Source organism: Massilia sp. 01N410 (assembly GCF_056399665.1).
The window spans coordinates 237,008-262,005 of record NZ_JBFTRV010000004.1; the positions used below are offsets into that span (position 1 = coordinate 237,008).

At 59.9% G+C, this 24,998-nt stretch carries 22 protein-coding genes, 2 tRNA genes and 1 pseudogene; 20 read left to right on the top strand and 5 right to left on the bottom strand.

Annotation, left to right across the window (positions count from 1 at the left end; all coding sequences use genetic code 11):
• The first annotated feature begins 40 nt into the window (after positions 1-40).
• The 7 genes from phoR to AC1DOP_RS07795 all read left to right on the top strand — a co-directional run bounded on the left by phoR (position 41) and on the right by AC1DOP_RS07795 (position 8,429).
• Entirely contained in the window at positions 41-1,333 is a 1,293-nt protein-coding gene (phoR, locus tag AC1DOP_RS07765; RefSeq protein WP_442123234.1) for a phosphate regulon sensor histidine kinase PhoR, read from the top strand.
• Between the two features lie 85 nt (positions 1,334-1,418).
• Positions 1,419-2,336, top strand: a complete 918-nt coding sequence (locus AC1DOP_RS07770) for a patatin-like phospholipase family protein (protein WP_442123157.1) — start codon at positions 1,419-1,421, stop codon at positions 2,334-2,336.
• Between the two features lie 33 nt (positions 2,337-2,369).
• Positions 2,370-2,777 (top strand): GlcG/HbpS family heme-binding protein, encoded by a 408-nt coding sequence (locus AC1DOP_RS07775; RefSeq protein WP_442123156.1) that lies wholly within the window; start codon positions 2,370-2,372, stop codon positions 2,775-2,777.
• Positions 2,778-2,999: 222 nt separating this feature from the next.
• Positions 3,000-4,169: a glutamine-hydrolyzing carbamoyl-phosphate synthase small subunit gene (carA, locus tag AC1DOP_RS07780; protein WP_442123155.1), complete on the top strand. Its 1,170-nt coding sequence runs from the start codon at positions 3,000-3,002 to the stop codon at positions 4,167-4,169.
• Positions 4,170-7,400, top strand: a complete 3,231-nt coding sequence (carB, locus tag AC1DOP_RS07785) for a carbamoyl-phosphate synthase large subunit (protein ID WP_442123154.1) — start codon at positions 4,170-4,172, stop codon at positions 7,398-7,400. It begins immediately after the preceding gene.
• An 89-nt stretch (positions 7,401-7,489) separates the two neighbouring features.
• The gene (gene greA / locus AC1DOP_RS07790) at positions 7,490-7,963 is read left to right on the top strand and encodes a transcription elongation factor GreA (RefSeq protein ID WP_442123153.1); all 474 of its coding nucleotides are present in this window, start codon (positions 7,490-7,492) and stop codon (positions 7,961-7,963) included.
• A 46-nt stretch (positions 7,964-8,009) separates the two neighbouring features.
• On the top strand, positions 8,010-8,429 hold the full coding sequence (locus AC1DOP_RS07795) for a DUF4149 domain-containing protein (protein WP_442123152.1): 420 nt from the start codon (positions 8,010-8,012) through the stop codon (positions 8,427-8,429).
• Positions 8,430-8,462: 33 nt separating this feature from the next.
• Here AC1DOP_RS07795 and yhbY read toward each other — a convergent pair whose 3' ends face one another.
• Positions 8,463-8,930 (bottom strand): ribosome assembly RNA-binding protein YhbY, encoded by a 468-nt coding sequence (gene yhbY, locus AC1DOP_RS07800; RefSeq protein ID WP_442123151.1) that lies wholly within the window; start codon positions 8,928-8,930, stop codon positions 8,463-8,465.
• A 46-nt stretch (positions 8,931-8,976) separates the two neighbouring features.
• On the opposite strand from yhbY, the gene AC1DOP_RS07805 reads away from it, so the two are divergent.
• The 6 genes from AC1DOP_RS07805 (at position 8,977) to AC1DOP_RS07830 (ending at position 14,449) form a co-directional block, all read left to right on the top strand.
• Positions 8,977-9,615 carry an RlmE family RNA methyltransferase gene (locus AC1DOP_RS07805; protein ID WP_442123150.1) on the top strand — a complete coding sequence of 213 codons (639 nt, stop codon included), beginning with the start codon at positions 8,977-8,979 and terminating at the stop codon, positions 9,613-9,615.
• 258 nt (positions 9,616-9,873) lie between these two features.
• The gene (ftsH, locus tag AC1DOP_RS07810) at positions 9,874-11,757 is read left to right on the top strand and encodes an ATP-dependent zinc metalloprotease FtsH (RefSeq protein ID WP_442123149.1); all 1,884 of its coding nucleotides are present in this window, start codon (positions 9,874-9,876) and stop codon (positions 11,755-11,757) included.
• Between the two features lie 72 nt (positions 11,758-11,829).
• Complete coding sequence (folP, locus tag AC1DOP_RS07815; RefSeq protein WP_442123148.1) at positions 11,830-12,669, top strand: dihydropteroate synthase; 840 nt, start codon at positions 11,830-11,832, stop codon at positions 12,667-12,669.
• A 27-nt stretch (positions 12,670-12,696) separates the two neighbouring features.
• Positions 12,697-14,037, top strand: coding sequence for a phosphoglucosamine mutase (gene glmM, locus AC1DOP_RS07820; RefSeq protein WP_442123147.1), 1,341 nt, complete (start codon positions 12,697-12,699; stop codon positions 14,035-14,037).
• 82 nt (positions 14,038-14,119) lie between these two features.
• Positions 14,120-14,196, top strand: a tRNA-Pro gene (locus AC1DOP_RS07825).
• A 179-nt stretch (positions 14,197-14,375) separates the two neighbouring features.
• Positions 14,376-14,449: transfer RNA gene (locus AC1DOP_RS07830), tRNA-Arg, on the top strand.
• Positions 14,450-14,945: 496 nt separating this feature from the next.
• Here the strand turns inward: AC1DOP_RS07830 and AC1DOP_RS07835 are convergent.
• Positions 14,946-15,278 carry a helix-turn-helix domain-containing protein gene (locus AC1DOP_RS07835; RefSeq protein WP_477250666.1) on the bottom strand — a complete coding sequence of 111 codons (333 nt, stop codon included), beginning with the start codon at positions 15,276-15,278 and terminating at the stop codon, positions 14,946-14,948.
• A gap of 149 nt (positions 15,279-15,427) precedes the next feature.
• On the opposite strand from AC1DOP_RS07835, the gene AC1DOP_RS07840 reads away from it, so the two are divergent.
• The 3 genes from AC1DOP_RS07840 (at position 15,428) to AC1DOP_RS07850 (ending at position 17,091) form a co-directional block, all read left to right on the top strand.
• Positions 15,428-15,922 carry a hypothetical protein gene (locus tag AC1DOP_RS07840; protein ID WP_477250667.1) on the top strand — a complete coding sequence of 165 codons (495 nt, stop codon included), beginning with the start codon at positions 15,428-15,430 and terminating at the stop codon, positions 15,920-15,922.
• Between the two features lie 268 nt (positions 15,923-16,190).
• Positions 16,191-16,574, top strand: a complete 384-nt coding sequence (locus tag AC1DOP_RS07845) for a hypothetical protein (RefSeq protein WP_477250668.1) — start codon at positions 16,191-16,193, stop codon at positions 16,572-16,574.
• 229 nt (positions 16,575-16,803) lie between these two features.
• Positions 16,804-17,091 carry an antitoxin Xre/MbcA/ParS toxin-binding domain-containing protein gene (locus tag AC1DOP_RS07850; RefSeq protein ID WP_477250738.1) on the top strand — a complete coding sequence of 96 codons (288 nt, stop codon included), beginning with the start codon at positions 16,804-16,806 and terminating at the stop codon, positions 17,089-17,091.
• 453 nt (positions 17,092-17,544) lie between these two features.
• On the opposite strand, the pseudogene AC1DOP_RS07855 reads toward AC1DOP_RS07850, so the two are convergent.
• The 3 genes and pseudogenes from AC1DOP_RS07855 to AC1DOP_RS07865 all read right to left on the bottom strand — a co-directional run.
• Positions 17,545-18,366, bottom strand: a pseudogene (locus AC1DOP_RS07855) (IS3 family transposase); the annotation flags it as partial.
• 80 nt (positions 18,367-18,446) lie between these two features.
• Positions 18,447-19,808, bottom strand: coding sequence for an IS110 family RNA-guided transposase (locus tag AC1DOP_RS07860; protein WP_477250669.1), 1,362 nt, complete (start codon positions 19,806-19,808; stop codon positions 18,447-18,449).
• Positions 19,809-19,936: 128 nt separating this feature from the next.
• Positions 19,937-20,290: a transposase gene (locus AC1DOP_RS07865; protein WP_477250670.1), complete on the bottom strand. Its 354-nt coding sequence runs from the start codon at positions 20,288-20,290 to the stop codon at positions 19,937-19,939.
• A gap of 180 nt (positions 20,291-20,470) precedes the next feature.
• Between AC1DOP_RS07865 and AC1DOP_RS07870 the strand changes: the two genes are divergently transcribed.
• The 4 genes from AC1DOP_RS07870 (at position 20,471) to AC1DOP_RS07885 (ending at position 24,994) form a co-directional block, all read left to right on the top strand.
• Complete coding sequence (locus tag AC1DOP_RS07870; protein WP_477250671.1) at positions 20,471-21,982, top strand: sigma 54-interacting transcriptional regulator; 1,512 nt, start codon at positions 20,471-20,473, stop codon at positions 21,980-21,982.
• Positions 21,983-22,130: 148 nt separating this feature from the next.
• Entirely contained in the window at positions 22,131-22,931 is an 801-nt protein-coding gene (locus AC1DOP_RS07875) for a vWA domain-containing protein (protein WP_477250672.1), read from the top strand.
• A complete protein-coding gene (locus AC1DOP_RS07880; RefSeq protein WP_477250673.1) occupies positions 22,931-23,629 on the top strand; it encodes a PP2C family serine/threonine-protein phosphatase in 699 nt (232 codons plus the stop codon). Before AC1DOP_RS07875 ends, AC1DOP_RS07880 begins: the two co-directional genes overlap by 1 nt.
• Positions 23,630-24,994 carry a protein kinase domain-containing protein gene (locus AC1DOP_RS07885; protein ID WP_477250674.1) on the top strand — a complete coding sequence of 455 codons (1,365 nt, stop codon included), beginning with the start codon at positions 23,630-23,632 and terminating at the stop codon, positions 24,992-24,994. It abuts the gene before it with no gap.
• Positions 24,995-24,998: the final 4 nt, after the last annotated feature.

Here is a 24,998-nt window from a genome sequence, read left to right on the forward strand (position 1 = left end):
CGCCGCGCCCACGCCGTCGTCCGCGCCGGCGGCCGCCGGCATCCATCCGCGCCTGCTGTTCTGGGTGCCCGCGCTGCTGCGCCTGGGCCTCGTGTTCCTGGCCGCCGGCGTCGCCTGGTGGCTGTTCGGCATGGTGGCCGGGCTGTCGCTGGCGCTGCTCATCACCATGACCCTGCTGGTGGTGCAACTGGCCTACCTGCACCAGCTGGGCGAATGGCTGGACCATCCGCACAGCAGCCGCCTGCCCGACGGCTGGGGTTCCTGGACCGATGTCTTCGCCCGCTTGTATAGACTGCGCCGCGACGACGAGCGTAACCAGAACGAGCTGGCCGAATGGCTGGCGCGCTTCCGCCAGGCCATGCACCTGCTGCCGGAAGGGGTGGCGATCATGGACGACGTGCTGTTCCTGGAGTGGTGCAACCCGGCCGCCGAGCGCCACCTGGGCCTGACCCTGGAGAAGGACAAGGGCCGCCGCGTCACCAACCTGATCCGCCATCCGGAATTCATCGACTACATCATCCTCGGCCGCTACGAGCAGCCGCTGACCTTGTCCTTCCGCGGCCGCAAGCTGGTAGTGCAGATCATCCCCTTCGAGAACCGGCGGCAGATCCTGGTGACCCACGACGCCACCGAGACCGAAAGGATCGAGGCGATGCGCCGCGACTTCATCGCCAACGCCTCGCACGAGCTGCGCACGCCGCTGACGGTGGTGGTCGGCTTCCTCGAGATCGCCATGGCCGACCCGGGGATGGACGAGCGTACCCGCGTGGCCCACCTGAAGCTGATGACCGAACAGGCCCAGCGCATGCAGCGCCTGATCGAGGACATGCTGACCCTGTCGCGCCTGGAATCGAGCGACTATCCGCTCAAGCGCGAGCGGGTCGACGTCAAGACCCTGGTCGAGCAGGTGGCGCTGGATGCGCGCGCGCTGTCGAACGGCCGCCACACCATCGACTTCACCGTCGACGGTCCGGACGTGATGGGCAGCCTGGACGAACTGCGCAGCGCCTTCGGCAACCTGGCGACCAATGCGGTGCGCTACACGCCGGAAGGCGGCAGCATCAAGCTGGCCTGGGAGCGCGGTGCGAACGACCTGCGCTTCTCGGTGGCGGACACCGGCATCGGCATCGACGAACAGCACATCTCGCGCCTGACCGAGCGCTTCTACCGCGTCGACAAGAGCCGCTCGCGCGAGACCCAGGGCACGGGGCTGGGGCTGGCGATCGTCAAGCACGTGCTGCTGCGGCATGGCGGGAAGCTGACCATTTCCTCGCAGGCGGGGCAGGGGAGTGTGTTTACGGCGGTGTTGCCGAATACTTCCTTGCCGGGGTGAGTGGGGCGGCTTAAGCTTCATCTACGTCAGCAGCAAGCAGACTCGGGTTACAATCGTCTTTTACCGATTCGACCCTCCTGGATCCATGCTGTCTCGACGCTCCCTCCTGTCCGCCACGGCCGCGGCCCTGCTGCTTGCCGGCTGCGGCAGCGCTCCCACCCAGCCTTCCGCACCCATCGCCGCCGCCCCGGCACCGCAGCCGCGCCATGTGAAGATCGGCCTCGCCCTCGGCGGCGGCGCCGCGCGCGGCTTTGCCCACATCGGCGTGATCAAGGCCCTCGAAGCCCAGGGCATCGTGCCCGACATCGTGGTCGGCACCAGCGCCGGCTCGGTGGTCGGCTCGATGTACGCTTACGGCTACAACGGCTTCGCCCTGCAGAAGATGGCGATGGAGATGGACGAGGCTTCGATCTCGGACTGGGCCCTGCCTTTCTTCAGCAAGTCGTCCGGCGTGCTGAAAGGGGAGGCGCTGCAGGCCTACGTCAACAAGGCGGTCCACAACCTGCCGATCGAAAAGCTCAAGATCCCCTTCGGCGCGGTAGCGACCGACCTGAAGACCGGTCAGCCCATCCTGTTCCGGCGCGGGAACACCGGCATGGCCGTGCGCGCCTCCTCGGCCGTGCCGAGCGTGTTCCAGCCCGTCAGGATCGCCGGCAAGACCTATGTCGACGGCGGCCTGGTGGCGCCGGTGCCGGTGCGCTTCGCCAAGGAGATGGGCGCCGAGTTCATCATCGCCGTCAACATCTCGAGCGCGACCGAGGCCCAGGCCACGGCCAGCTCGCTTGACGTCCTGATGCAGACCTTTACCATCATGGGCCAGCGCCTCAACCAGCACGAGCTGAAGGAAGCCGACGTCGTCATCACGCCGGCGCTGGGCGCGATGGGGAGCGCCGACTTCAACGGCCGCAACCTGGCGGTGCTGGCCGGCGAACAGGCCGCAGCAAGCGTCATGCCGCAGCTGAAGGCCAGGCTCAAGGCCATGCAGCTGACCCCGGCCCCCTGAAGAATTCATCACCACGACAACAAGGAAGACACGATGCAAACCAAGCCAGTACTGACCCTCGAAGACGCCAGGAAGATCGCCGCCGCCGCCGAGCAGGAAGCCGTCACCAATAAATGGAACGTCGTGATCTCGATCGTCGACGACGGCGGCCACCTGCTGTGGCTGCAGCGCATGGACGGTACCGCCCCGATCTCGTCCTACATCGCGCCGCAGAAGGCCAAGACCGCCGCCCTCGGCTGCCGTGAATCGAAGATCTATGAAGACATGATCAACAACGGCCGCGTGTCCTTCCTGAGCGCACCGGAACTGCAGGGCATGCTGGAAGGCGGCGTGCCCATCGTGGTCGACGGCCGCACCGTCGGCGCGGTCGGCGTCTCGGGCGTGAAATCGACCGAGGATGCGCAGATCGCCAAGGCCGGCATCGCCGCCCTGGGTCTGTAATTTCCTAAGGGGAACGGCAGGCGGGTGCAGGGATGGACGATTGCCGGATAGGCGGATTCGCGCTATAATTCGGAAGTTTATCCATCACTCACCTGCCGTAGCGCATACCCACTTACATCATCATTCTGTAGACCTCGCGCCCACGGTAGACCTATCGTCGCGGCGTACCCGAAGGTCAGTCTGACGTGGCGCAGCTACGGCAACCTTCTTGGAGAGTTGCCCTTGCCGCCATTTTTTTCTGGCCCAGCCGTTCCAGCCATCCTGGCCCTCGCAGACGGAACCATTTTCAAAGGATATTCGATCGGAGCCATCGGTCACACGACCGGTGAAGTGGTGTTCAACACCGCGATCACGGGCTACCAGGAGATCCTTACCGACCCCAGCTATTCGCGTCAGATCGTCACCCTGACGTACCCGCACATCGGCAACCAGGGCGTGAACCCGGCCGACGTGGAGGCCTCGAAAGTGCACGCCGCCGGCCTCATCATCCGCGACCTGCCGCTGCTGGCGTCGAACTTCCGCTCGACCCAATCGCTGGCGGACTACCTGAAGCAAGAAAACGTGGTCGCCATCGCCGGCATCGACACGCGCAAGCTGACCCGCATCCTGCGCGAGAAGGGTGCCCAGAACGGCGCCATCCTGACCGCCCAGCAGGGCGTGGAACCGTCGGAAGCCCAGGCGCTCGAACTGGCGCGTTCCTTCCCGGGCCTGAACGGCATGGACCTGGCCAAGGTCGTGTCGGTCAAGGAGCCGTATGAATTCACCGAGACCGAGTGGAGGCTGGGCCAGGGCTTCGGCAAGCAGGACAAGCCGCAATTCCACGTGGTCGCCTTCGACTACGGCGTCAAGCGCAACATCCTGCGCATGCTGGCCGAACGCGGCTGCCGCGTCACCGTGCTGCCGGCGCAAGCCACCGCCGCGGAAGCGCTGGCGCTGAACCCGGACGGCATCTTCCTGGCCAACGGCCCCGGCGACCCGGCCGCCTGCGACTACGCGATCGAGGCGGCCAAGCAGGTGATCGATTCCGGCATCCCGACCTTCGGCATCTGCCTCGGCCACCAGATCATGGCGCTGGCCTCGGGCGCCAAGACCGTCAAAATGAAGTTCGGCCACCACGGCGCCAACCACCCGGTGCAGGACCTCGATTCGAAGAAGGTCCTGATCACCTCGCAGAACCACGGCTTCGCGGTGGACTCCACCACGCTGCCGGCCAACTGCCGCGTGACCCACGTCTCGCTGTTCGACGGCTCGCTGCAGGGCTTCGAGCGCACCGACAAGCCGGCCTTCTGCTTCCAGGGCCACCCGGAAGCCTCGCCCGGCCCGACCGACGTTTCGTATCTGTTCGACCGTTTCATCAGCCTCATGCAAGCTCAAGTTCAGGAGAAGAAGTAAATGCCAAAGCGTTCCGACATTAAATCTATCCTGATCATTGGCGCCGGTCCGATCGTGATCGGCCAGGCGGTGGAGTTCGATTACTCCGGCGCCCAGGCCTGCAAGGCCCTGCGCGAAGAAGGCTACAAGGTCATCCTGGTCAACTCGAACCCGGCGACCATCATGACCGACCCGGAAACGGCCGACGTCACCTACATCGAGCCGATCACCTGGAAGGCGGTCGAGCGCATCATCGAGAAGGAGCGTCCCGACGCGATCCTGCCGACCATGGGCGGCCAGACCGCGCTGAACTGCGCGCTCGACCTGCACCGCAACGGCGTGCTGGACAAGTACAAGGTCGAGCTGATCGGCGCCTCGCCGGAAGCGATCGACAAGGCCGAGGACCGCGCCAAGTTCAAGGATGCGATGACCAAGATCGGCCTGGGCTCCGCACGTTCCTACATCGCCCACTCGATGGACGAATCGCGCGCCGCGCAGCGCGAGCTGGGCTTCCCGGTCATCATCCGTCCGTCCTTCACCATGGGCGGTTCGGGCGGCGGCATCGCCTACAACGAAGAAGAATTCGAAGCGATCTGCAAGCGCGGCCTGGAAGCCTCGCCGACCAGCGAGCTGCTGATCGAGGAATCGCTGCTGGGCTGGAAAGAGTACGAGATGGAAGTCGTGCGCGACAAGGCCGACAACTGCATCATCGTGTGCTCGATCGAGAACCTGGATCCGATGGGCGTGCACACCGGCGACTCGATCACCGTCGCGCCGGCGCAGACGCTGACCGACAAGGAATACCAGATCATGCGCAACGCGTCGATCAACGTGCTGCGCGAGATCGGCGTCGACACCGGCGGCTCGAACGTGCAGTTCTCGATCAACCCGGCCGACGGCCGCATGATCGTGATCGAGATGAACCCGCGCGTGTCGCGTTCGTCGGCATTGGCGTCGAAAGCGACCGGCTTCCCGATCGCGAAGATCGCGGCGAAGCTGGCGGTCGGCTTCACGCTCGACGAGCTGCGCAACGACATCACCGGCGGCGCGACCCCGGCCTCGTTCGAGCCTTCGATCGACTACGTGGTCACCAAGATCCCGCGCTTCACCTTCGAGAAATTCCCGGCAGCGGACAAGCACCTGACCACCCAGATGAAATCGGTCGGCGAAGTCATGGCGATCGGCCGCACCTTCCAGGAATCCTTCCAGAAGGCCCTGCGCGGACTGGAAGTCGGCGTCGACGGCCTGAACGAAAAGACCCGCGACCGCGAGAAGATCGAGGAAGAACTGGGCGAGCCGGGTCCGGAACGCATCTGGTACGTGGGCGACGCCTTCGCCCAGGGCTTCACCCTGGAAGAAGTGCATGCGCTGACCAAGATCGATCCGTGGTTCCTCATCCAGATCAAGGAAATCGTCGACATCGAGCTGTGGCTGGATCACCAGACGCTGGAAAGCCTGGACAAACCGACCCTGTACAAGCTGAAGCAGAAAGGCTTCTCGGACCGCCGCCTGGCCTTCCTGATGCAGACCACGCCGCAAGCCGTGCGCGAGCGCCGTCACGCGCTGGGCATTCGTCCGGTCTACAAGCGCGTCGACACCTGCGCCGGCGAGTTCGCGACCAACACCGCCTACATGTACTCGACCTATGACGAAGAGTGCGAGTCGAACCCGACCGACAAGAAGAAGATCATGGTGCTGGGCGGCGGCCCGAACCGGATCGGCCAGGGCATCGAGTTCGACTACTGCTGCGTGCACGCGGCCCTCGCCATGCGCGAAGACGGCTACGAGACCATCATGGTCAACTGCAATCCGGAGACCGTGTCGACCGACTACGATACCTCGGACCGCCTGTACTTCGAATCGCTGACCCTGGAAGACGTGCTGGAAATCGTCGACCTCGAGAAGCCGGAAGGCGTGATCGTCCAGTACGGCGGCCAGACCCCGCTGAAGCTGGCGCTGGACCTCGAAGCCAACGGCGTGCCCATCATCGGCACCTCGCCGGACATGATCGACGCCGCCGAGGACCGCGAGCGCTTCCAGCAGCTGCTGCAGAAGCTGGGCCTGCGCCAGCCGCCGAACCGCACCGCGCGCACCGAGGAAGAGGCGCTGAAGCTGGCCACCGAGATCGGTTACCCGCTGGTGGTGCGCCCGTCCTACGTGCTGGGCGGCCGCGCGATGGAGATCGTCCACGAGCAGCGCGACCTCGAGCGCTACATGCGCGAGGCGGTCAAGGTGTCGAACGATTCGCCGGTGCTGCTGGACCGCTTCCTGAACGACGCGATCGAAGTGGATGTGGATTGCATCTCGGACGGCGAGACCACCTTCATCGGCGGCGTGATGGAACACATCGAACAGGCCGGCGTGCACTCGGGCGACTCGGCCTGCTCGCTGCCGCCGTACTCGCTGTCGCAGGAGACCATCGATGAGCTGAAGCGCCAGACCTCGCTGATGGCCAAGGCCCTGAACGTGGTCGGCCTGATGAACGTGCAGTTCGCGATCCAGCGCGCCGAAGTGGACGGCAAGGTCCAGGACACCGTGTATGTGCTGGAAGTGAACCCGCGCGCTTCGCGTACCGTGCCTTTCGTCTCGAAGGCGACCGGCCTGCAGCTGGCCAAGATCGCGGCGCGCTGCATGGTGGGCCAGACCCTGGCCCAGCAGGGCGTGACGAAAGAGGTCGTCCCGCCGTTCTACAGCGTCAAGGAAGCCGTGTTCCCGTTCGTGAAATTCCCGGGCGTGGACACCATCCTCGGCCCGGAAATGAAGTCGACCGGCGAAGTGATGGGCGTGGGCATGACCTTCGGCGAAGCCTTCGTGAAGTCGCAGCTGGCGGCCAGCGTCAACCTGCCGACCTCGGGCCGCGTGTTCCTGTCGGTGAAGGGTTCCGACAAGCCGCGGACCGTGGCCGTGGCGCGCGACCTGGTGGCGCTGGGCTTCTCGCTGGTGGCCACCAAGGGCACCGCGGCGGTCATCTCCGCCGCCGGCATCCCGGTCACCGCGGTCAACAAGGTGCTGGAAGGACGTCCGCACATCGTCGACATGATCAAGAATCACGAGATTGCAATGGTGGTGAACACGGTCGAGGAAAAGCGCAGCGCGATCAACGATTCGCGCACCATCCGTACCTCGGCACTGCAGGCGCGCGTCGTGACCTACACGACCATCGCCGGCGCCGAAGCGGCGGTGCAGGGCATGAGTCACCTCGACGAGTTGCGGGTCTATGATTTACAAGGCCTGCATAAAACCTTAAACTAAGCATCAAGAGCAGTACCGATAACCACAGAGTTCGCGCGGCTGGCGCCGTGTGACTCTGTGGTTTTACTTTTGTCTTTCGACGGATAATCATGAATACTCCATTGACCAAACACGGCGCCGAACTCCTGAAGGACGAGCTGCACCAGCTCAAGACCAAGGAGCGCCGCAATGTGATCGATGCGATCGCCGAGGCGCGTTCGCATGGTGACCTGTCCGAAAACGCCGAATACGATGCCGCCAAGGAGCGCCAGGCCTTCGTCGAGGGCCGCATCGCGGAGCTGGAGGCGAAGCTGTCCACGGCCCAGGTCATCGACCCGGCCACCCTCGATGCCGAAGGCCGCGTGGTGTTCGCCTCGACCGTCGACCTCGAAGACCTCGAGGAAGGCCAGAAAGTGACCTACCAGATCGTCGGCATCGATGAAGCCGACCTCAAGCTGAGCAAGGTGTCGGTGACCTCGCCGATCGCGCGCGCCCTGATCGGCAAGTACGCCGGCGACGTGGTCGAAGTGCAGGCCCCGTCCGGCCCGCGCGAATACGAGATCCTCGAAGTCCGCTACGTCTGACGTGAAAGCCGCCGCCGCAGACGCGCAGGTCGCCAACGCCCGGCTGTTGCTCGCCGCCCTGTGGGCCGGCAGCGTGTGGGGCGTCAGCTATCTGGCCGCGCCGAGCGCCTTCGCGGTGCTGGACAGCACGCAGGCGGGCTCGGTGGTGGGCATGATGCTGACGCGCGAGGCCTGGCTCTCGATCGTGCTGGCGCTGCTGCTGGCCGTGCTGGCCTGGCGCTCCGCCGACCTCGATGCGAAGCGGCGCCGCTGGCTGTTCTGGTGCATCGGCGGGATGCTGGCCTGCAGCCTGGTCGTCTATCTCGGCCTGCAGCCGGCGATGGCGGCGATCCGCGAGTCGGCCGGCCCGGCCGGGGTGAGGGCGTCGCCGCAGTGGGGTACGTTCGCGGCGCTGCATGGGGTGTCCCAGTTGTGCTATCTGGTCGAGAGTGTGCTGGGTGCCGTGCTGGTCGTGAAATCGAGGTAGGGTGTAAAAAAACCGGGACTGGCCCGGTTTGTATTACTTCAGTGCAGTCTTCTTGGTGCTGGCCTGGCGCGGCTTGACGCGCTTGATGTTGCCGCCCTGGGTCACGCGTTCGTTACCCTTGAGCAGGACCTTGGTAACGCTCGGCTTCTTGGTGCCGCTCGGGCTCGGCTTGACGATGGTGACTTCGCGCATGCCCTTGCCGGCCTTGGTCGAGCGTTCCTTGACCGCTTCCTTCTTCGGACGATACAGGACCAGCAGCTTGCCGATATGCTGCACGGGCGCCGCGTCCAGTTCTTCGCTGATCCGTTCGTAGATGGCGACGCGTTCCTCGCGGTCGTCGCCGAACACACGTACCTTGATCAGGCCGTGTGCGTCCAGGCTGGACGAGATTTCTTTCATGACGGCCTCGGTCAGGCCGGCTTCGCCGATCATGACGACGGGATTGAGCCCGTGGGCTTCAGCACGAAGGGCTGAGCGCTCGGCCGGTGTAAGTTTGATCATAATGGTTCTTTTTTGATGTACCTGATAAAAGCAGTATTTTACGCCAATGGCCAAGAACAAATTCAATAAAAACTGGATACACGACCACATTAACGACCCGTATGTCAAATTGGCACAGAAAGAGGGTTACCGTGCGCGTGCAGCCTACAAGCTGAAAGAGATCGACGAGGCCGAAAAGCTGATCAAGCCCGGCCAGGTAATCGTCGACCTCGGCTGCACGCCCGGCAGCTGGGGCCAGTACACGCGGCGCAAGCTGGCCGGCGGCGAGGACGGCGGCATCAAGGGCACCATGATCGGCCTGGACATGCTGCCGATGGAGCCGATCGCCGACATGCACTTCATCCAGGGCGACTTCCGCGAGGAAGAGGTGCTCGACCAGCTGGCCGGGGTGCTGGAAGGCCGCCAGGTCGACCTGGTGCTGTCCGACATGGCGCCGAACCTGTCCGGGATTCCGTCGGCGGATGCGGCGCGTATGGAGCATTTGATCGAAATCGCTATTGAGTTTTCTCAAGCGCACCTCAAGCCGTCCGGCGCATTGTTAGTAAAATGTTTTAAGGACATGGGGTTCACGCAAATCCTCGAGCTCTTCCGCAAGGAATTCAAGGTGGTCAAACAGATCAAGCCAAAGGCCAGCCGCGATAAATCCTCGGAAATCTTCCTGCTGGGGCGCGGTCTCAAGAATTAATTCCCGATTTCACCCTTGATTTCCGGGATTGACACCGCACATCAGCCACGGATGGTGAGCTTGGTGAAGCCGCTGACGCCATCATGACGGGCAGAGATATGCTTATTCGTGCGCGTCGGAAATAAAAAACCGTTATAGTGACGGGATAAAGCTTCAAAGCGGGCTTCACGGGCGGGCGTGCGTGGCACCGCCCGCTTATTGCGGTAAAATCCGCGTTTGAAACATGGGAAAAGATGCGTCCGCATCAGAGGAGTTTTCGTGAATAATATGTTTTCCAAATCCGCCATCTGGGTGGTGGTCGCGCTGCTGTTGTTCATGCTGTTCAAGCAGTTCGACAACCACAGCGTCGCGGGCGGCAGCAAGACGATCGCTTATTCCGAGCTGCTCGATGACGTGAAGGCGAAAAAGATCAAGGATGTCACGATCGAGGGATCGAGCATCACCGCCACCCGCCAGGACGACACCAAGGTCCGCACCACCGCGACCATGCTGGACCGCGGCCTGATCGGCGACCTGCGCGACAACAACGTGCACTTCGACGTCAAACCGCCGGAAGAGCCGTCTTTCCTGCAACAAGTCTTCATTTCCTGGTTCCCGATGCTGCTGCTGATCGGCGTCTGGGTCTTCTTCATGCGCCAGATGCAGGGCGGCGGCAAGGGCGGGGCTTTCTCGTTCGGCAAGTCGAAGGCGCGCATGATGGATGAAACGAACAACACCGTCACCTTCGCCGACGTCGCCGGCTGCGACGAAGCCAAGGAGGAAGTCGCCGAGATCGTCGACTTCCTGAAGGATCCGACCAAGTTCCAGAAACTGGGCGGCCGCATCCCGCGCGGCGTGCTGATGGTCGGCCCCCCGGGTACCGGCAAGACCCTGCTGGCGCGCGCCATCGCCGGCGAAGCGAAAGTGCCGTTCTTCTCGATCTCGGGTTCCGACTTCGTCGAGATGTTCGTCGGCGTCGGTGCGAGCCGCGTCCGCGACATGTTCGAGAACGCCAAGAAGCACTCGCCCTGCATCATCTTCATCGACGAGATCGACGCCGTCGGCCGCCATCGCGGCGCCGGCATGGGCGGCGGTAACGACGAACGCGAACAGACCCTGAACCAGCTGCTGGTCGAGATGGACGGCTTCGAAGCCTCCTCGGGCGTGATCGTGATCGCCGCGACCAACCGCGCCGACGTGCTGGACAAGGCGCTGCTGCGTCCGGGCCGTTTCGACCGCCAGGTGATGGTGGGCCTGCCGGACATCCGCGGCCGCGAGCAGATCCTGAACGTTCACATGCGTAAAGTGCCGATCGGCACCGACGTGAAGGCCGACATCCTGGCCCGCGGCACCCCGGGCTTCTCCGGCGCCGACCTGGCCAACCTGGTCAACGAAGCCGCCCTGTTCGCCGCGCGCCGCAGCAAGCGCCTGGTCGAGATGAGCGACTTCGAGGACGCCAAGGACAAGATCTTCATGGGCCCGGAACGCAAGTCCATGGTCATGCGCGAGGAAGAGCGCCGCAACACGGCCTACCACGAGTCCGGCCACGCGGTGATCGCCAAGCTGCTGCCGAAGGCCGATCCGGTGCACAAGGTCACGATCATGCCGCGCGGCTATGCCCTGGGCCTGACCTGGCAGCTGCCGGAACACGACAGCCTGTCCGGTTACAAGGACAAGATGCTGGAAGAAATCTCGATCCTGTTCGGCGGCCGTATCGCCGAGGAGATCTTCGTCGGCCAGATGTCGACCGGCGCCTCGAACGACTTCGCCCGCGCCACCAAGCTGGCCCGCTCGATGGTCACCCGCTTCGGCATGTCGGAAAGCATGGGCGTGATGGTCTACGAAGACGATGCGAACGAAGGCTTCTTCGGCGGCTCGGTCAAGACCATCTCCGAGGCGACCCAGCAGAAGGTGGACGCCGAGATCCGCGCCATCCTGGACTCTCAGTACGCGCTGGCCCGCCGCCTGCTGGAAGAGAACCGCGACAAGGTCGAAATGATGACCAAGGCCCTGCTCGAGTGGGAAACCATCGACGCCGAGCAGATCAACGACATCATGGCGGGCCGCGAGCCGACCCCGCCGAAGTCGGTCCAGCTGACCAAGCGTCCGTCGAGCGGCGGCGATTCCGGCGGTGTGGCGACCAACGCCCCGGCACCGGCCTGAGCGCCAGCCGATCTCTCATAAAAGACACCCTGCGGGGTGTCTTTTTTTCTGTTCACGATTATTTTTTTCATCATGCGTCAGTATCTGCAATGTGGCCGTTTCGGCTTCGATCTCGCCCAGCGCCCGCTGGTGATGGGCATCCTCAACGTCACCCCCGATTCCTTCTCCGACGGCGGCCGCTACCAGTCTCTCGAATTCGCCATGGAGCGGGCCGAGCAGATGATCAAGGACGGCGTCGACATCATCGACATCGGCGGCGAATCGACCCGTCCCGGCTCGCCCAGCGTGCCGGTGCAGGAAGAACTGGCGCGCGTGATGCCGGCCATCTTCGCGCTGCGCGAGCTCGGCTATGCGCTGTCGATCGACACCTGCAAGCCGGAAGTGATGCGCGAAGCCATCATCGCCGGCGCCGACATGATCAACGACATCAATGCCTTCAGGGCGCCGGGCGCGATCGAGGCGGTGGCGGACAGCGATTGCGGTTTATGCATCATGCATATGCAGGGCACGCCCCAGGACATGCAGGCCCAGCCGGTTTACCATGATGTGGTAACGGAGGTGATCGCCTTCCTGCGCGAGCGCGTCGAGGCCCTGGAGGCCGCAGGTGTTGCGCGGGAGCGCGTCACGATTGATCCCGGATTTGGCTTTGGGAAGACTGTCGAGCATAATGTCGCCTTGCTTCGTAGTATCAAGCGCATGGAGCACGAACTGGGCCTTCCTGTATTGGCCGGCCTGTCGCGCAAGTCGATGATCGGTGCGCTGACCGGGCGCCCCGTCGAGCAGCGCCTGGCAGGCAGCCTCGGTGGTGCGTTGGCTGCGGTAGCACAGGGCGCCCGCATCGTGCGGGTCCATGATGTGGCAGAGACGGTGGATGCGATCAGGGTGTGGAACGCCACCTTCGCCGACCACTGAACCGCCAACCGAATAGAAGAGAATAATATGGCACGTAAATATTTTGGTACCGACGGTGTACGCGGCCTGGTGGGCGTCGCGCCCATCACCCCCGATTTCGTGATGCGGCTCGGCTATGCCGCGGGCAAGGTGCTGGCCAAGGGCAGCACCGGCGCCAGCGGACGTCCGACCGTGCTGATCGGCAAGGACACCCGCATTTCCGGTTATCTGCTGGAAGCCGCGCTGGAAGCGGGCTTCTCGGCTGCCGGCGTCGACGTGATGCTGGCCGGCCCGATGCCGACCCCGGCGATCGCCTACCTGACCCGCGCACTGCGCCTGCAGGCCGGTGTCGTGATCTCGGCCTCGCACAACCCCTTCCAGGACAACGGCATCAAGTTCTTCTCCGAGCACGGCACCAAGCTGCCGGACGCCGTCGAACTCGAGATCGAGGAAGCGATCGACCAGCCGATGGGCTGCGTTTCGTCCGAAAAGCTCGGCCGCGCGACCCGCCTGCGCGACGCCCAGGGTCGTTACATCGAATTCTGCAAGGGCAGCTTCCCGAGCGAGCTGGACCTGCGCGGCCTGAAGATCGTGGTCGACTGCGCCCACGGCGCCGCCTACGCCATCGCCCCCCACGTCTTCCACGAACTGGGCGCCGAGGTGATCGAGCTGGGCACCAAGCCGGACGGCTTCAACATCAATGACGGCGTCGGCGCCACCGCGCCCAAGGCGATGGCCCGGGCCGTCGTCGAGCACAAGGCCGACCTCGGCATCGCGCTGGACGGCGATGCCGACCGCCTGATCATGTGCGACGCCAACGGCCGCCTGTACAACGGCGACGAGCTGCTGTACGTGATGGTGCGCGCGCGCATGGCGACCGGCAAGGTCGAGGGCGCGGTCGGCACCCTAATGACGAATATGGCGCTCGAAGTCGCCTTCAAGGAAATGGGCGTGGGCTTCGCGCGCGCCAAGGTCGGCGACCGCTACGTGCTGGAAATGATGAAGGAGAAGGGCTGGCTGTTCGGCGGCGAAGGCTCCGGCCACCTGCTGGCCCTGGACAAGCACTCGACCGGCGACGGCATCGTCTCGGCACTGCAGGTGCTGTCGGCGCTCAAGCGCGGCAACCAGAGCCTGGCCGATTGCTGCAAGGAGCTGGTGCTGTTCCCGCAGACCCTGATCAATGTGCGCGTGCAGCCTGGCTTCGACTGGACCAAGAACAATGCGATCGTCGGCGAGAAGGAAGCCGTCGAGCGCGAACTCGGGGACCGCGGCCGTGTGCTGATCCGTCCGTCCGGCACCGAACCCCTGGTGCGCGTGATGGTCGAGGCCAAGAGCGCCGAGCTGGCCGAGAGCATGGCCAAGCGCATCGCTGCGCGTTTCGAAGTGTAAGGCTGACGGGAAGCTTTGCCTGCATGCAGGCAAAGCCTCTTACATTGACGCCTCCGGGCCGGCGGGGTATGATCGTCCCCATCGGAGTGTAGCGCAGCCCGGTAGCGCACCTGCTTTGGGAGCAGGGGGTCCAAGGTTCGAATCCTTGTACTCCGACCACCGTTTCGAATGCGGGCTGTCCTCGACGGCCCGTTTTCATTTCCTCTGGACAGTTAAGCTGTCCGTCATCTGCCCATAGCTCAGTTGGATAGAGCATCAGCCTTCTAAGCTGAGGGTCGCTGGTTCTTATTGTCGGAGAAGCCAGTTGCATATTATACTGCCGACGATTTTCATCCTATCCGTCCTTAGCTCAGTTGGATAGAGCACAGGTCTTCTAAACCTGGGGTCACACGTTCGATTCGTGTAGGACGGGCTTTTCCCTGTTAAAACAATGGGTTAGAGAAGCCTAGGATGAACTCTTCATCTGTCGGTTGTCTTTTTTACTGACAACACCGACGTCGGCATGCGAAGCCCTCACTCAATTGTGCTCAACTGCATATTTGGGAGTGAGCGCCTTCCTGTAAACCCGCTTTCACGTAGCAAGTTAGGCGCGTAACAAGCCACCAGCTGCCCCGTCCTTTCCTGGTTAACCTGCTTTTTGCTTGAGATAATTGACGGCGTGTGGGCGCTGCAGTATGTCTCGTTGATTTTTGCGGTTGTGACGTTCGAAAGCTGATGACAGTTGCATTGCTAAGACCCATACCCGACCTCAGAGACTTTCGAAAGTCTTGCAACGATCGTCCAGCTCTAAGTGAGTTTAAAATTCGGCCGACGCTGTTGGCAGTCCTCAGCGGCTCTCCGTCCCAAACTCATTCCGATTCAGCGCTCTATTCAGACTAGACGTACCACTGTCTCTGTTCTCTTCCACACTACCTCAACCTTCGGTTGATTACAGGCCGGGCTGGTTTAGCCGCATTGGCTCTGCGTGCATTCGGCTTGCTTGGTAGACGTGCTGCACTAACCTCCTTGAAGAGATCAACCAGCGTAACGTGTAGAGCCTGACAAATGTTTTCTAGCGTTAAGTAGGAAGGATTGGCATTGCCGACCTCGATCTTGGAGATAACAGTACGGTCGATTTCAGCTGCAAATGCTAAGTCTGCCTGACTCATGCCTGCTGCGATCCGAATTTTCTTCAGGCCTACGCCAAGCGCAACGAGCGCTAAATTTTTCGGGTTTGGATCATTGTCTGGAGCTGATGTCATGTTGGCATGATGCCAGTCACGTGCCCAAGGTGCGACGGTTTAAACACGACATAGCAATGATGCGTATACACCTCATTACGATGTAGTGTATATTGCACATATACGTGGCGCGCTGTGGGTGTGCTTCCTATGCGCATAGTGCAGTTGATGTGGATCCGTCCAACTGCTTGCTTAAGATTTTTGTTGAAGGACTCATAGTGTTTTCTGCTTACGAGGGCTGGGAAGAGGTTGAAAGAATCGAAACGCTTCGCTCGCTATTCGGTCAACCAGGCTTACACCAGTATCCATTTGTTGAAGTAGTCTTCAACAGCTATTTGTTTCATGTCGACGTTGCGCCAGTGGATGAGCACAGCCAATGGCAACGGTTTATTTTCGATAAGATGGAAAACGTATTTAGTTTCGTCAAAGTAGAAAGGATAGATGAGTATAGAATTTTCCTTCAGACAAGACGAAGCTCCAGCGCGGATTATGAGATAAAAAGAGTGGTCGAGATAGCAAGTTCTAAAGCGATTGATGGAGAATCATTTTTTGTTTTTTCTTTTGCCGACGGGTCGGTTGAAATAGGTAGTCTGAATAATCTAGTTGAACACGAAATCGTTTCGCGTTATAGAATTTGGCGCCAACCATATATTGATGAGAAATAAGTCGCATCGTCAGCAAAATTTTTATTGAGCTGATGTTCCATGGCGTAATTGGAATAGACACCGTAAGGCAAGATTTAAGAACACTAGATGTCATGAGCAGCGAAATGAAACGCAGAAATTTTATATCGTATTCGACAGTTGTTGTGGTGGTAGATGGAATCTAATTGTGCTGATATGCAAGCGTTGATGAGTTTTACTGTGGACTGGATTTAGATATAAACCTGATGATTAAGCTGCGACGCATTTGTTATGAACGAGAAAATTGGCGATGAAAATGATTGAAAATGATGAGATCGATTATGCAAAAGTTCCAGAAAGTTTTCCTCGTCCCGCATCATATAGCGCGGTTCCGGGCACTCAGCCGAAAGTCATAGCGACAAAATTCAATGATAAGTTTTATCCTTCAGGAGGCACGCCTCCTGAAGTATATGAACGATGGCGAGACTGCGAGGAGGTCGCGCAGATGCTAGCCTTTGACGCAAATCGATCAAAGACCGACAAAATGACCCGTATGAGTGAAGTTCAGATACTTGAACAGTTTTTGGAGATCCTAAATAAAAAATCGTGGATTTCAGGCGATGAGGCAAAATGGGTAATCTGTCGGGTCAGCCAAATATTGTGTTGGCCACTGCCGCCATCGATAACTGCTTAATTTCAAAAGCATGATGGCACGAATCTAATTTGGAACATGGGGCTAAAATAAGATCAACAAATGCGAAACGAAATTTGGAAATATCTAGTCAGCGTTAGATGTCGAGAAGAGATTGACATGGTTGTTTCAAACAATTGAACGTACGTCAGGTTGGAAAGATCTCACATGATTTTCCAAGTAATTTCGGCTCTGCCTGTGGGGCGAAGAATAAATGTTCGGGCCTACAAATATGGATGTGAAATCAAGAAAAAAAAGATTGTACCGGTATCTTTTGTGCGCCACCAAACATGACTGCCAGAGATCAGATCAGACTGTCGCTGGAAATAGCAGGGCTTGGCGCCTGATCAAGGCTGATGCACTTCGGGTGTTTGAACATAACTATACCGACGCATGGGAATGGTTCACTACTCCAGCTCTAGCTTTCAACGGAATGCAGCCCGCTGACTTGGTGCGAGCAGGCGACTTGCAGTTCGTCAGAAATCATTTGATAAAAATGGAGTACTGCGTTTATATCTAGGCCCGAGTCGGGCGGATTTCGCAACTGGTCGTGGCCTTAAATGAACATGAGCTTTATCTAGGACTCCGCTTCGGAGGAAACCTGCCTTGCTAGCTGCTAGACTCTATCGTCTAGACGAGGCGGACTCCCGTCCTCGCCTACACCGCTTCTTGAGCTTGCCTCAAGACGGGTCCGCGACCTTCCGGTTTGGGAAGCGCACTTAGCATTAGTGCGACCGTGCTCCCTACGATTTCAACTGCGTGAGTCCAGCCACACTATAATCCCTCTCCGAATAGAGGTTGCTCAACTGCAGCCTTCAATCGTCGCTGACTGATTCCGGAAGAACTGGTTAATAAGCTCAACGACGATTTCGAAGGTTTGTCCAATCGCAGGATATAGAGAATCTGAGCCGTGGGCATGCATATTCCTCACCACCGGCAGGGTGGCCTTCCCCCACCGATACGGACACTTCCGTTAGGCGCATTTTAGATTTTCAAGCTGTGCTGGGCTGATGTAGCCGATAGTGGAATGACGCCGGCGTGGATTGTAGAACCTTTCGCGATATTGTCGAACACATCAGCACGTAAATCATCCCTGGTCCGGTAGTGCTTTTTGCTCAGGCGCTCAGTCTTGAGCGTTGAGAAGAAGCTTTCCATCGCAGCGTTGTCCCAGCAATTAACGCGACGACTCATGCTGCAAACGACTCCGTGGGACTCGAGCAACCGCTGGAAATCCTCACTCGTGTATTGCGAACCTGATCGGAATGATGCAGCACTGCGCGAGGACGGCTGCGGCGGAAGACGGCCATGAGCAGGGCGTCCATGACCAACTGTGCCGTCATCGTCGGCTGCATCGACCAGCCCACCACACGCCGCGAGTACAGGTCGAAGACAACAGCGACAAATAGCCAGCCTTCGCCTGTCCACACGTAAGTGAAGTCGGCTGCCCATTTCTGGTTCGGCCCTGTCGCTTCAAACTGCCGGTCCAACAGATTCGGCGCGATGGCGTGGACTGGCGAATCAAGCTGCCCTGGCGCACGGCGGTGCTGTGGCGGGCCTTGATGCCGACCGCTTTCGTCAGTCGCGCCACGCGGTTCTCGCTGCAGGAGAACCCAGCGTCGATAAGGTCTCGCACTACGCGTGGCGAACCATATGTGCCATCGCTGGCGTCAAAGCTGTGCTTGATTGCCCTGAGGTGCTGGGCATTCTCGCGTTCATGCGCACTTGCGGGCCGTCCAAGCCAGTCGTAAAAACCGCTGCTCGACACGCCGAGTAGACGGCACATCATTCGCGTTGGTCAGATGGTTCGATATTTGGCGATGAAGCCGTACTTCACTTGAGGTCGGCTGCGAAGTAGTCGAGCGCTTCCTAAGAAACTCACCCGTTGGCTGTTGATTGCTGCGGTTGCAGAGCGAAGCCGAACTGCGCGGCACGACGATGCAACTGTTTGATGACGCGGTCACGATACTGCTGTTCGTAGTGGTCCGCGCAGGGGTCGCGATAATCCATCCCATATCGCATTGCGTTGTAAAACAGGACCGCGATTTTACGGGCGGTGGCCGTCACCGCTTTGGCCGTGCCGATGCGTGCCGCGAGGCGTCGGTAGAAGGCACCGAGTGCAGTGTTGCTTCGTCCAACTGTGACGGCTGCCAGCCGAATCGCGACGGTGAGCCGGCTGCTGGTCTTGCGCGTATGCGCGGACAGCACCTTGCCGCCGCTGATTTTACAGCCGGGTGATAGCGTCAGCCATGAGGTGAAGTGTTTCGCGGTACGCCATCGGCTAAAGTCCGTGCCGCATTCGCCGATGAAGCGTAGCGCCAGAAATGGGCCGATGCCGTGGATTTGTGTCAGGTCGGTGCCAGTCAGCTGGTACAACGCAGTGCGCGCGTCAAACTTCGGATCGCTCGGCAATTTGCTGCGGTGCTTGGCTTTGGGCAGCGGCGTATCTGGCACTGTCTTTCCGATGTTCAGACCACCCACCGTGCGCTCGATTTCAGCATCGCATTCGTCGATACACTGCTGATAGAAGTCGTAGAGGGCAAGCGACTGCTTCAGCGCGAACACGTGCTCGGGCTGGTAATTGCCGACCAGGGCGCTGCGGATCGTCTCTAGACTTTCCTTGCAGCGCACATCGCGCATCGCCGCCAACGTATCGGGATCACGCTCGCCGGCAACGATGGCACGGATGATCCTCATCCCCGTGACGCCGGTGATCGTAGCAATGACGTGATGCAGCTGAAGGTTCATGAAGGTCAGCGCTTTCTGCATGTGCTGGATATGCGCGGCGGAATAATCGGTGTGCTTTTCGCGCGCGCGAAGGTAAGCACGCAACTCCGCAATATCGCGGCCGGGACGGAAACTGGCACGCAGCAGTCCACAGGCATGCAGGCGCTGCAGCCACTGGGCGTCGTTGACGTCGCTCTTTCGGCCGGGGACGGCACGCGCTTCGCGGGCGTTGGCCAGGATGACCTCCAGCCCATGCGACTCGAGCACCTCATAGGCGGCTACCCAATACACGCCAGTCGATTCCATCACGACCGTCTTCGTTCCGGTGGCGACCAGCCAGTCGGCCATGCGTTCCAAGTCACTGGTAAAAGCCTGAAAAGTCTGGACAGGTTCGTCGCAAAGATCGGGGCTGACTGCGGCGACGTGAAATCGTGAACCGATATCGATACCGGCCGCGAAGGGATGAATGATCGGCAGCCCGCTGGGCTTGGATCGCGAACGTTCGTGGGACATGGCCACCTCCTGGATAGTCAGGCGCAGGACGGGGACTCGGAATTGATCAACTTCCTAAACGGGGTCGCCAAGTGGCGCCGCCACAGATGAGTCCGCAGCTTCCCCTGGACCAGGTTTTTTGACGGGGTCTATGCCTCCAAAAAGCGTTCGGTCACGGTCTCTGCGTGCGTCCAGTGTACTCGCCCGGAGTTTCTATTCATGAGGGTCACGGGCGACCGTGTGGGGCGGTTTTTTAATATGTCGCGCTCCGTCTTCACCTTCGCCAGCTCGCGCCGCATGCGCTCATATTCCTGGGTCGATACCTTCTCGCGCCCGACTGCGACCTCTGCATCGACTTTAGCGTCGCTGCACCACCGTCCCAGAAAATTGGCCCCAATGCCACGGTCGCGGGCTATCGCCGCCTTGCTCGCGCCAGGCTGGCCTACTAGCTTGACTGCCTCGCGCTTAAACTCTTCTGAGAACAACCGTCTTTCACGTGCCATGTAAGGCCTCCGATAGGAACATCATACCTATCGAAAGTGACCGTCGTGCTAGGGGAAGGCCATACCTTGTTTTTCAGGCATTTGTGCAGTTCAAAAAAATAACTACCTAAAGTAATAAAATTTCTAGTTTTTTTGTTTGCGAGCGCGTAAGATTGCTTGGCAAAAAGCAATCATGCGCATATGAAAAAGTGGCTTATTTCTTGGGTCGGCGAGACTGACCACCGAGCAGCTGAGGGACAACTCAATAATGGGGTGGGCCCCATTGCAGCAGCGCTTAAAAGTGAACATTTCGATACTGTCCACTTACTGACTAACTATCCTTATGAACGGAGTAGCCGATATTGCACGTGGTTGCAGGCGTTGACGTCCCATTCCAATATCGAACTGCGCGAAATCGCACTTAGTAGTCCTATCGATCACGTTGAAATCTACCGGGAAGTCACGGCGCAACTAGGGAAAGTGCAGGATCGACACGGTCCCCTCCACCGAACCTTTCACTTATCCCCCGGAACACCGGCCATGGCCACTATTTGGGTGCTGTTGGCCAAGAGCCGCTTCCCTGCGCGCCTGATCCAGACCCACACCGACGGCAGAGTGTTAGAAGCGAACGTCGACTTCGACCTAGCAAGTGACTTCCTGCCCGAGTATCTGCAGCGCAGTGATGCACGTGTGAATCGGATGGTCGACCTGCCGTACCGCGTTCCTAAAGAGTTCAAAGGCATCATCCACGAAAGCAAGGTGATGCAGACGCAGATCTCACGCGCCCAGCGTATCGCCGCCCACAATTTACCAGTCCTGATTCTGGGAGAGACCGGCACTGGTAAAGAGCTGTTCGCTGAAGCCATTCACAAGGCCAGCGCGCGCAAGGGTCGCTTTATTACTGTGAACTGTGGCGCAGTCTCCAGTGACCTAATCAGTTCAGAGTTGTTCGGCCACAAAGCCGGGGCCTTTACTGGCGCAACCAAAGACCGCAAAGGGCACTTCCGCGAAGCAGAAGGTGGCACGCTATTCCTCGACGAGATCGGTGACTTACCTTTAGATGCCCAGGTCGGCTTGTTACGCGCTCTCCAGCAAAAGCAGATCGTCCCACTCGGCCAATCCATCGCCGAACCGGTCGATGTAAGGATCATCGCCGCCACCCACCGCAACCTCCAAAGCAAGGTCGAAGACGGCAGCTTCCGCGAAGATCTGTTTCACCGCCTTGCGGTCGGCATCCTGCAGCTGCCTCCGCTGCGTGAGCGCGAACGCGACGTGGAAGGTCTGGCGAGTTACTTTATCGACCTCATCAATCGCGACAGTGCTTTGGCACCCGAGTGGCAAGAGAAATTCCTTTCTCCAAACGCAAAAAAGTTTCTGCATCAATACTCATGGCCCGGCAATATCCGTGAGCTCTATCACACCCTGACTCGCGCAGCGATTTGGAGCCGCGAGGCCGAACTCTCGGTCGAAGACATCAAAGACAATCTGTTGACACAGAGCGCCAGCCGACCCGGTCTCTCTCTCACACCAATTGGCCAAAGCATTGATTTGGATAACTTTTTGCTCGATCTCGAGCGCCATTACCTGTGGGAAGCGATGGAAAAGGCGGGCGGTAAAAAGAAGAAAGCTGCAGCGCTGCTGGGGATCAAAAACTACCAAACACTCGCGCACCGGCTTAAAAAACATGGTTTCACGGTGGAGGATGCTGAGTGATGCGGCTGCTGGCACGCTTTTCGCAATACCCCTGCTGTCTGCGCCAAACACGGACCTCCGAGTTGCTCAAGGAGAGCACATCGTGCCGAGCGCAGATGAGCGCCTGCACGGCGTCCAACGAATGAACACCTAACTCAAGGATCGCGCCATGGGATTTGCTAAATACAGTGAAGACATTGTCAGCCGCTATGTCAATGACAACAGGGACAAGGCATCGCCCAGCGCCCCACAAGAAATTAACCGCACTTCTGCCAACAAAGGAAAAAAACCAATGAGCGGACTCAAGCAGTTCCAAATGACGACGGCACGGCCTTTGCCCGTGATTGTTCTGGCCGATGTGAGCGGCAGTATGGAGTCGGACGGTAAGATTCAAGCGCTCAATGCTGCGCTCAAGGAGATGGTGCAAGCGTTCGCCGAACAGAGCCGCCTGCGTGCGGAGATCCAGGTCAGCCTGATTACGTTCGGCGAAGTCGCCAAGATGCATTTGCCGCTTACGCCTGCCAACCAGATCGGCACCGTCGCGCCATTAACAACACAAGGCCGCACCCCTATGGGACAAGCCTTTGAACTTGCGAGGACCCTGCTCGAAGACCGCGACCAAATTCCATCGCGCGCCTATCGTCCTGTCCTCGTGCTGGTTTCTGACGGCCATCCGACCGATGATTGGCAAGAGCCTTTCGCACGTCTGCAGAGCGCAGAGCGCGCCCAAAAGGCCGTGCGCTACGCCATGGCAATTGGCGCCGATGCGGACGAAGCAATGCTTGGCGGCTTTGCCAACGACCCCGAAGCGCCCCTCTTTAAGGCGCACAACGTGCGCGACATTCAGCGCTTCTTCCGCGCGGTGACCATGAGTGTGTCGGTCAAGAGCCAAAGCCCCGTGCCTGATCAAGCGACCCCCTTCGTGATTCCTGACGCGCCGGAAGACGACCCACTGGACATCGAATTCTGATGCGTTTTGCCGTCGTAGGAACGAGTGTGCGTGGTCCAGCCCACGTGGCGCAGCAACTGCCCAACCAAGATGCCTTGATGTTGCGAGGGCAGTGTGGTGGCTGGCTTGCTGCTGTCTGCGATGGGCTGGGTTCAGCCAGTCAAAGCCATATTGGCGCGCAGGCCGCCACGCAGGCAACCCGCCAAGTATTACGAGGCGCCGACCAAATTGATCCTAGCAGCATCAATGCAGCAATCCACGCCAACTGGCGCGCGCAGACCGCGCGCTATCCAGCCAGAGACGTGGCGACGACCTGCCTCTGGCTCTCAGTCAAAAACGACGGCATTGCGACCTTCGGGCAGCTTGGCGACGGGCTCATCCTTTTTCGACAGAGCGGACGTTTTTACCGGCTCACGCCACCGCGCGAAGGTTATGGCAACCAAACCCAGGCTTTATATGACACCCACGCGCCGGGTCAGTGGCAGCACGGAAGGTGCACGCTATCGGAGCCCGGGGATGGTGTCGTGCTGATGACGGACGGGATTTCCGATGATCTTGTGCCAGACGCACTCGACGGCTTTTACCAGACCGTCTTCAACAAGGTGCGCCGCCGCAGCCAGCGCAATGCCCAGCGCTGGTTGCGTCGCGAGTTAGAAGAGTGGTCCACCCCTTTACATGGCGATGACAAATCACTGGTCGCCATCTTCAAAACAGCCTAGATGAACAAGCCCGATACGAATCTTCGCCAAGTGACCGACACCTTGGACCATACCTATCTCCTCACCGACAAACTCGGTCAAGGAGGACAAGGCAGCGTCTGGCGCACCGATCAGCCCCAAGTACTGATCAAACAACTGTCGACGCGCGATAACGAGCAGCGTCAGCGCTCGATGGATCAGCTGGCTTGGTTGATGCGCCAAGACTTCGATGGCCTACACATTGCCAAACCCTTGGCCCTCTTAAAGGCGCCAGATGCGGGCTATGTGATGGAACTGATGGATGGTCTGACCCCACTCACAGGCTTACTTGAGCAGGTCAAGGACGAAGGCGTTGAGGGCTTCTTGCAAAGCGGAGGCTTAGCGCGCCGTCTGGCGCTACTAAAACAGTTGGCCACGACGCTGGCGCTCTTGCACACCCGTGGGATGCTGTTTGGCGACCTCTCTCCCGACAATATCTATGTGTCGTCGAAGGTCGATCATGCCGAACTGTGGCTGATTGACTGCGACAACATTAGTTTTGAAGCCAATCCGTGCCGCGCGCTTTACACCCCGGATTACGGCGCGCCTGAGCTCGTCGCCGGGCGTGCAGATTTTTCGACGCGAACCGATGTCTGGAGTTTTGCTGTTCTCGCTTTTCAGCTTTTGACGGGAAACCACCCGTTCAAAGGTGACGTCGTGAACGACGGTGAGTTGGAACTGGAGGAGCAAGCGCTTGCCGGCACACTGCCATGGATCGGACATAGCAGCGATACAAGTAACGTTTGCTCGCTTGGTATCCCCTTGTCTTTAACGAGCACCAGCAAGATGGCGCAGTTGTTCTCGCGTTGTTTCGAAGCCGGCTTAGCCGACCCACACACCCGACCTGCGATGACAGAGTGGTTAGAGGCCATCGTCGAAGCATCGGAGCGGATGATTTACTGCAGCGCATGCACCAGTACCTATCTGCTCAACCCGACGAAAAGCTGCTCTTTCTGCGACCACGAACTCGAACCAGACCACGTGATCTTTATTGAGTATCAATTCCTTCCGCTTGACCATCTGCCTGATTGGCACGAGCACAGCACAGCCGACAACTGGCTTAAAACGGGACGCGCGCTCGTACTGCAGTCCCAGCAATCGCTGACTCTGCGACGGAGTATCCCGTCGATGTGGGCCAGTGAGTCCCTCACGCCGCTGGTCAATGTCACGCTTGCCGACGGCAAGCTGACGTTTGCGCCGCTTGAGGTACCGCTAACCTTGCAGCGTGGCGCGCAAGTCGTGCGCCTCGCTAAATCGGTCTCGCTCGACCGAAAGGCCGGTCCCGACTATATCCTGCATGCCGGCCAGATCGATGCGCCGCATATGGCTTGGCGCGTCAAATGGTGACACG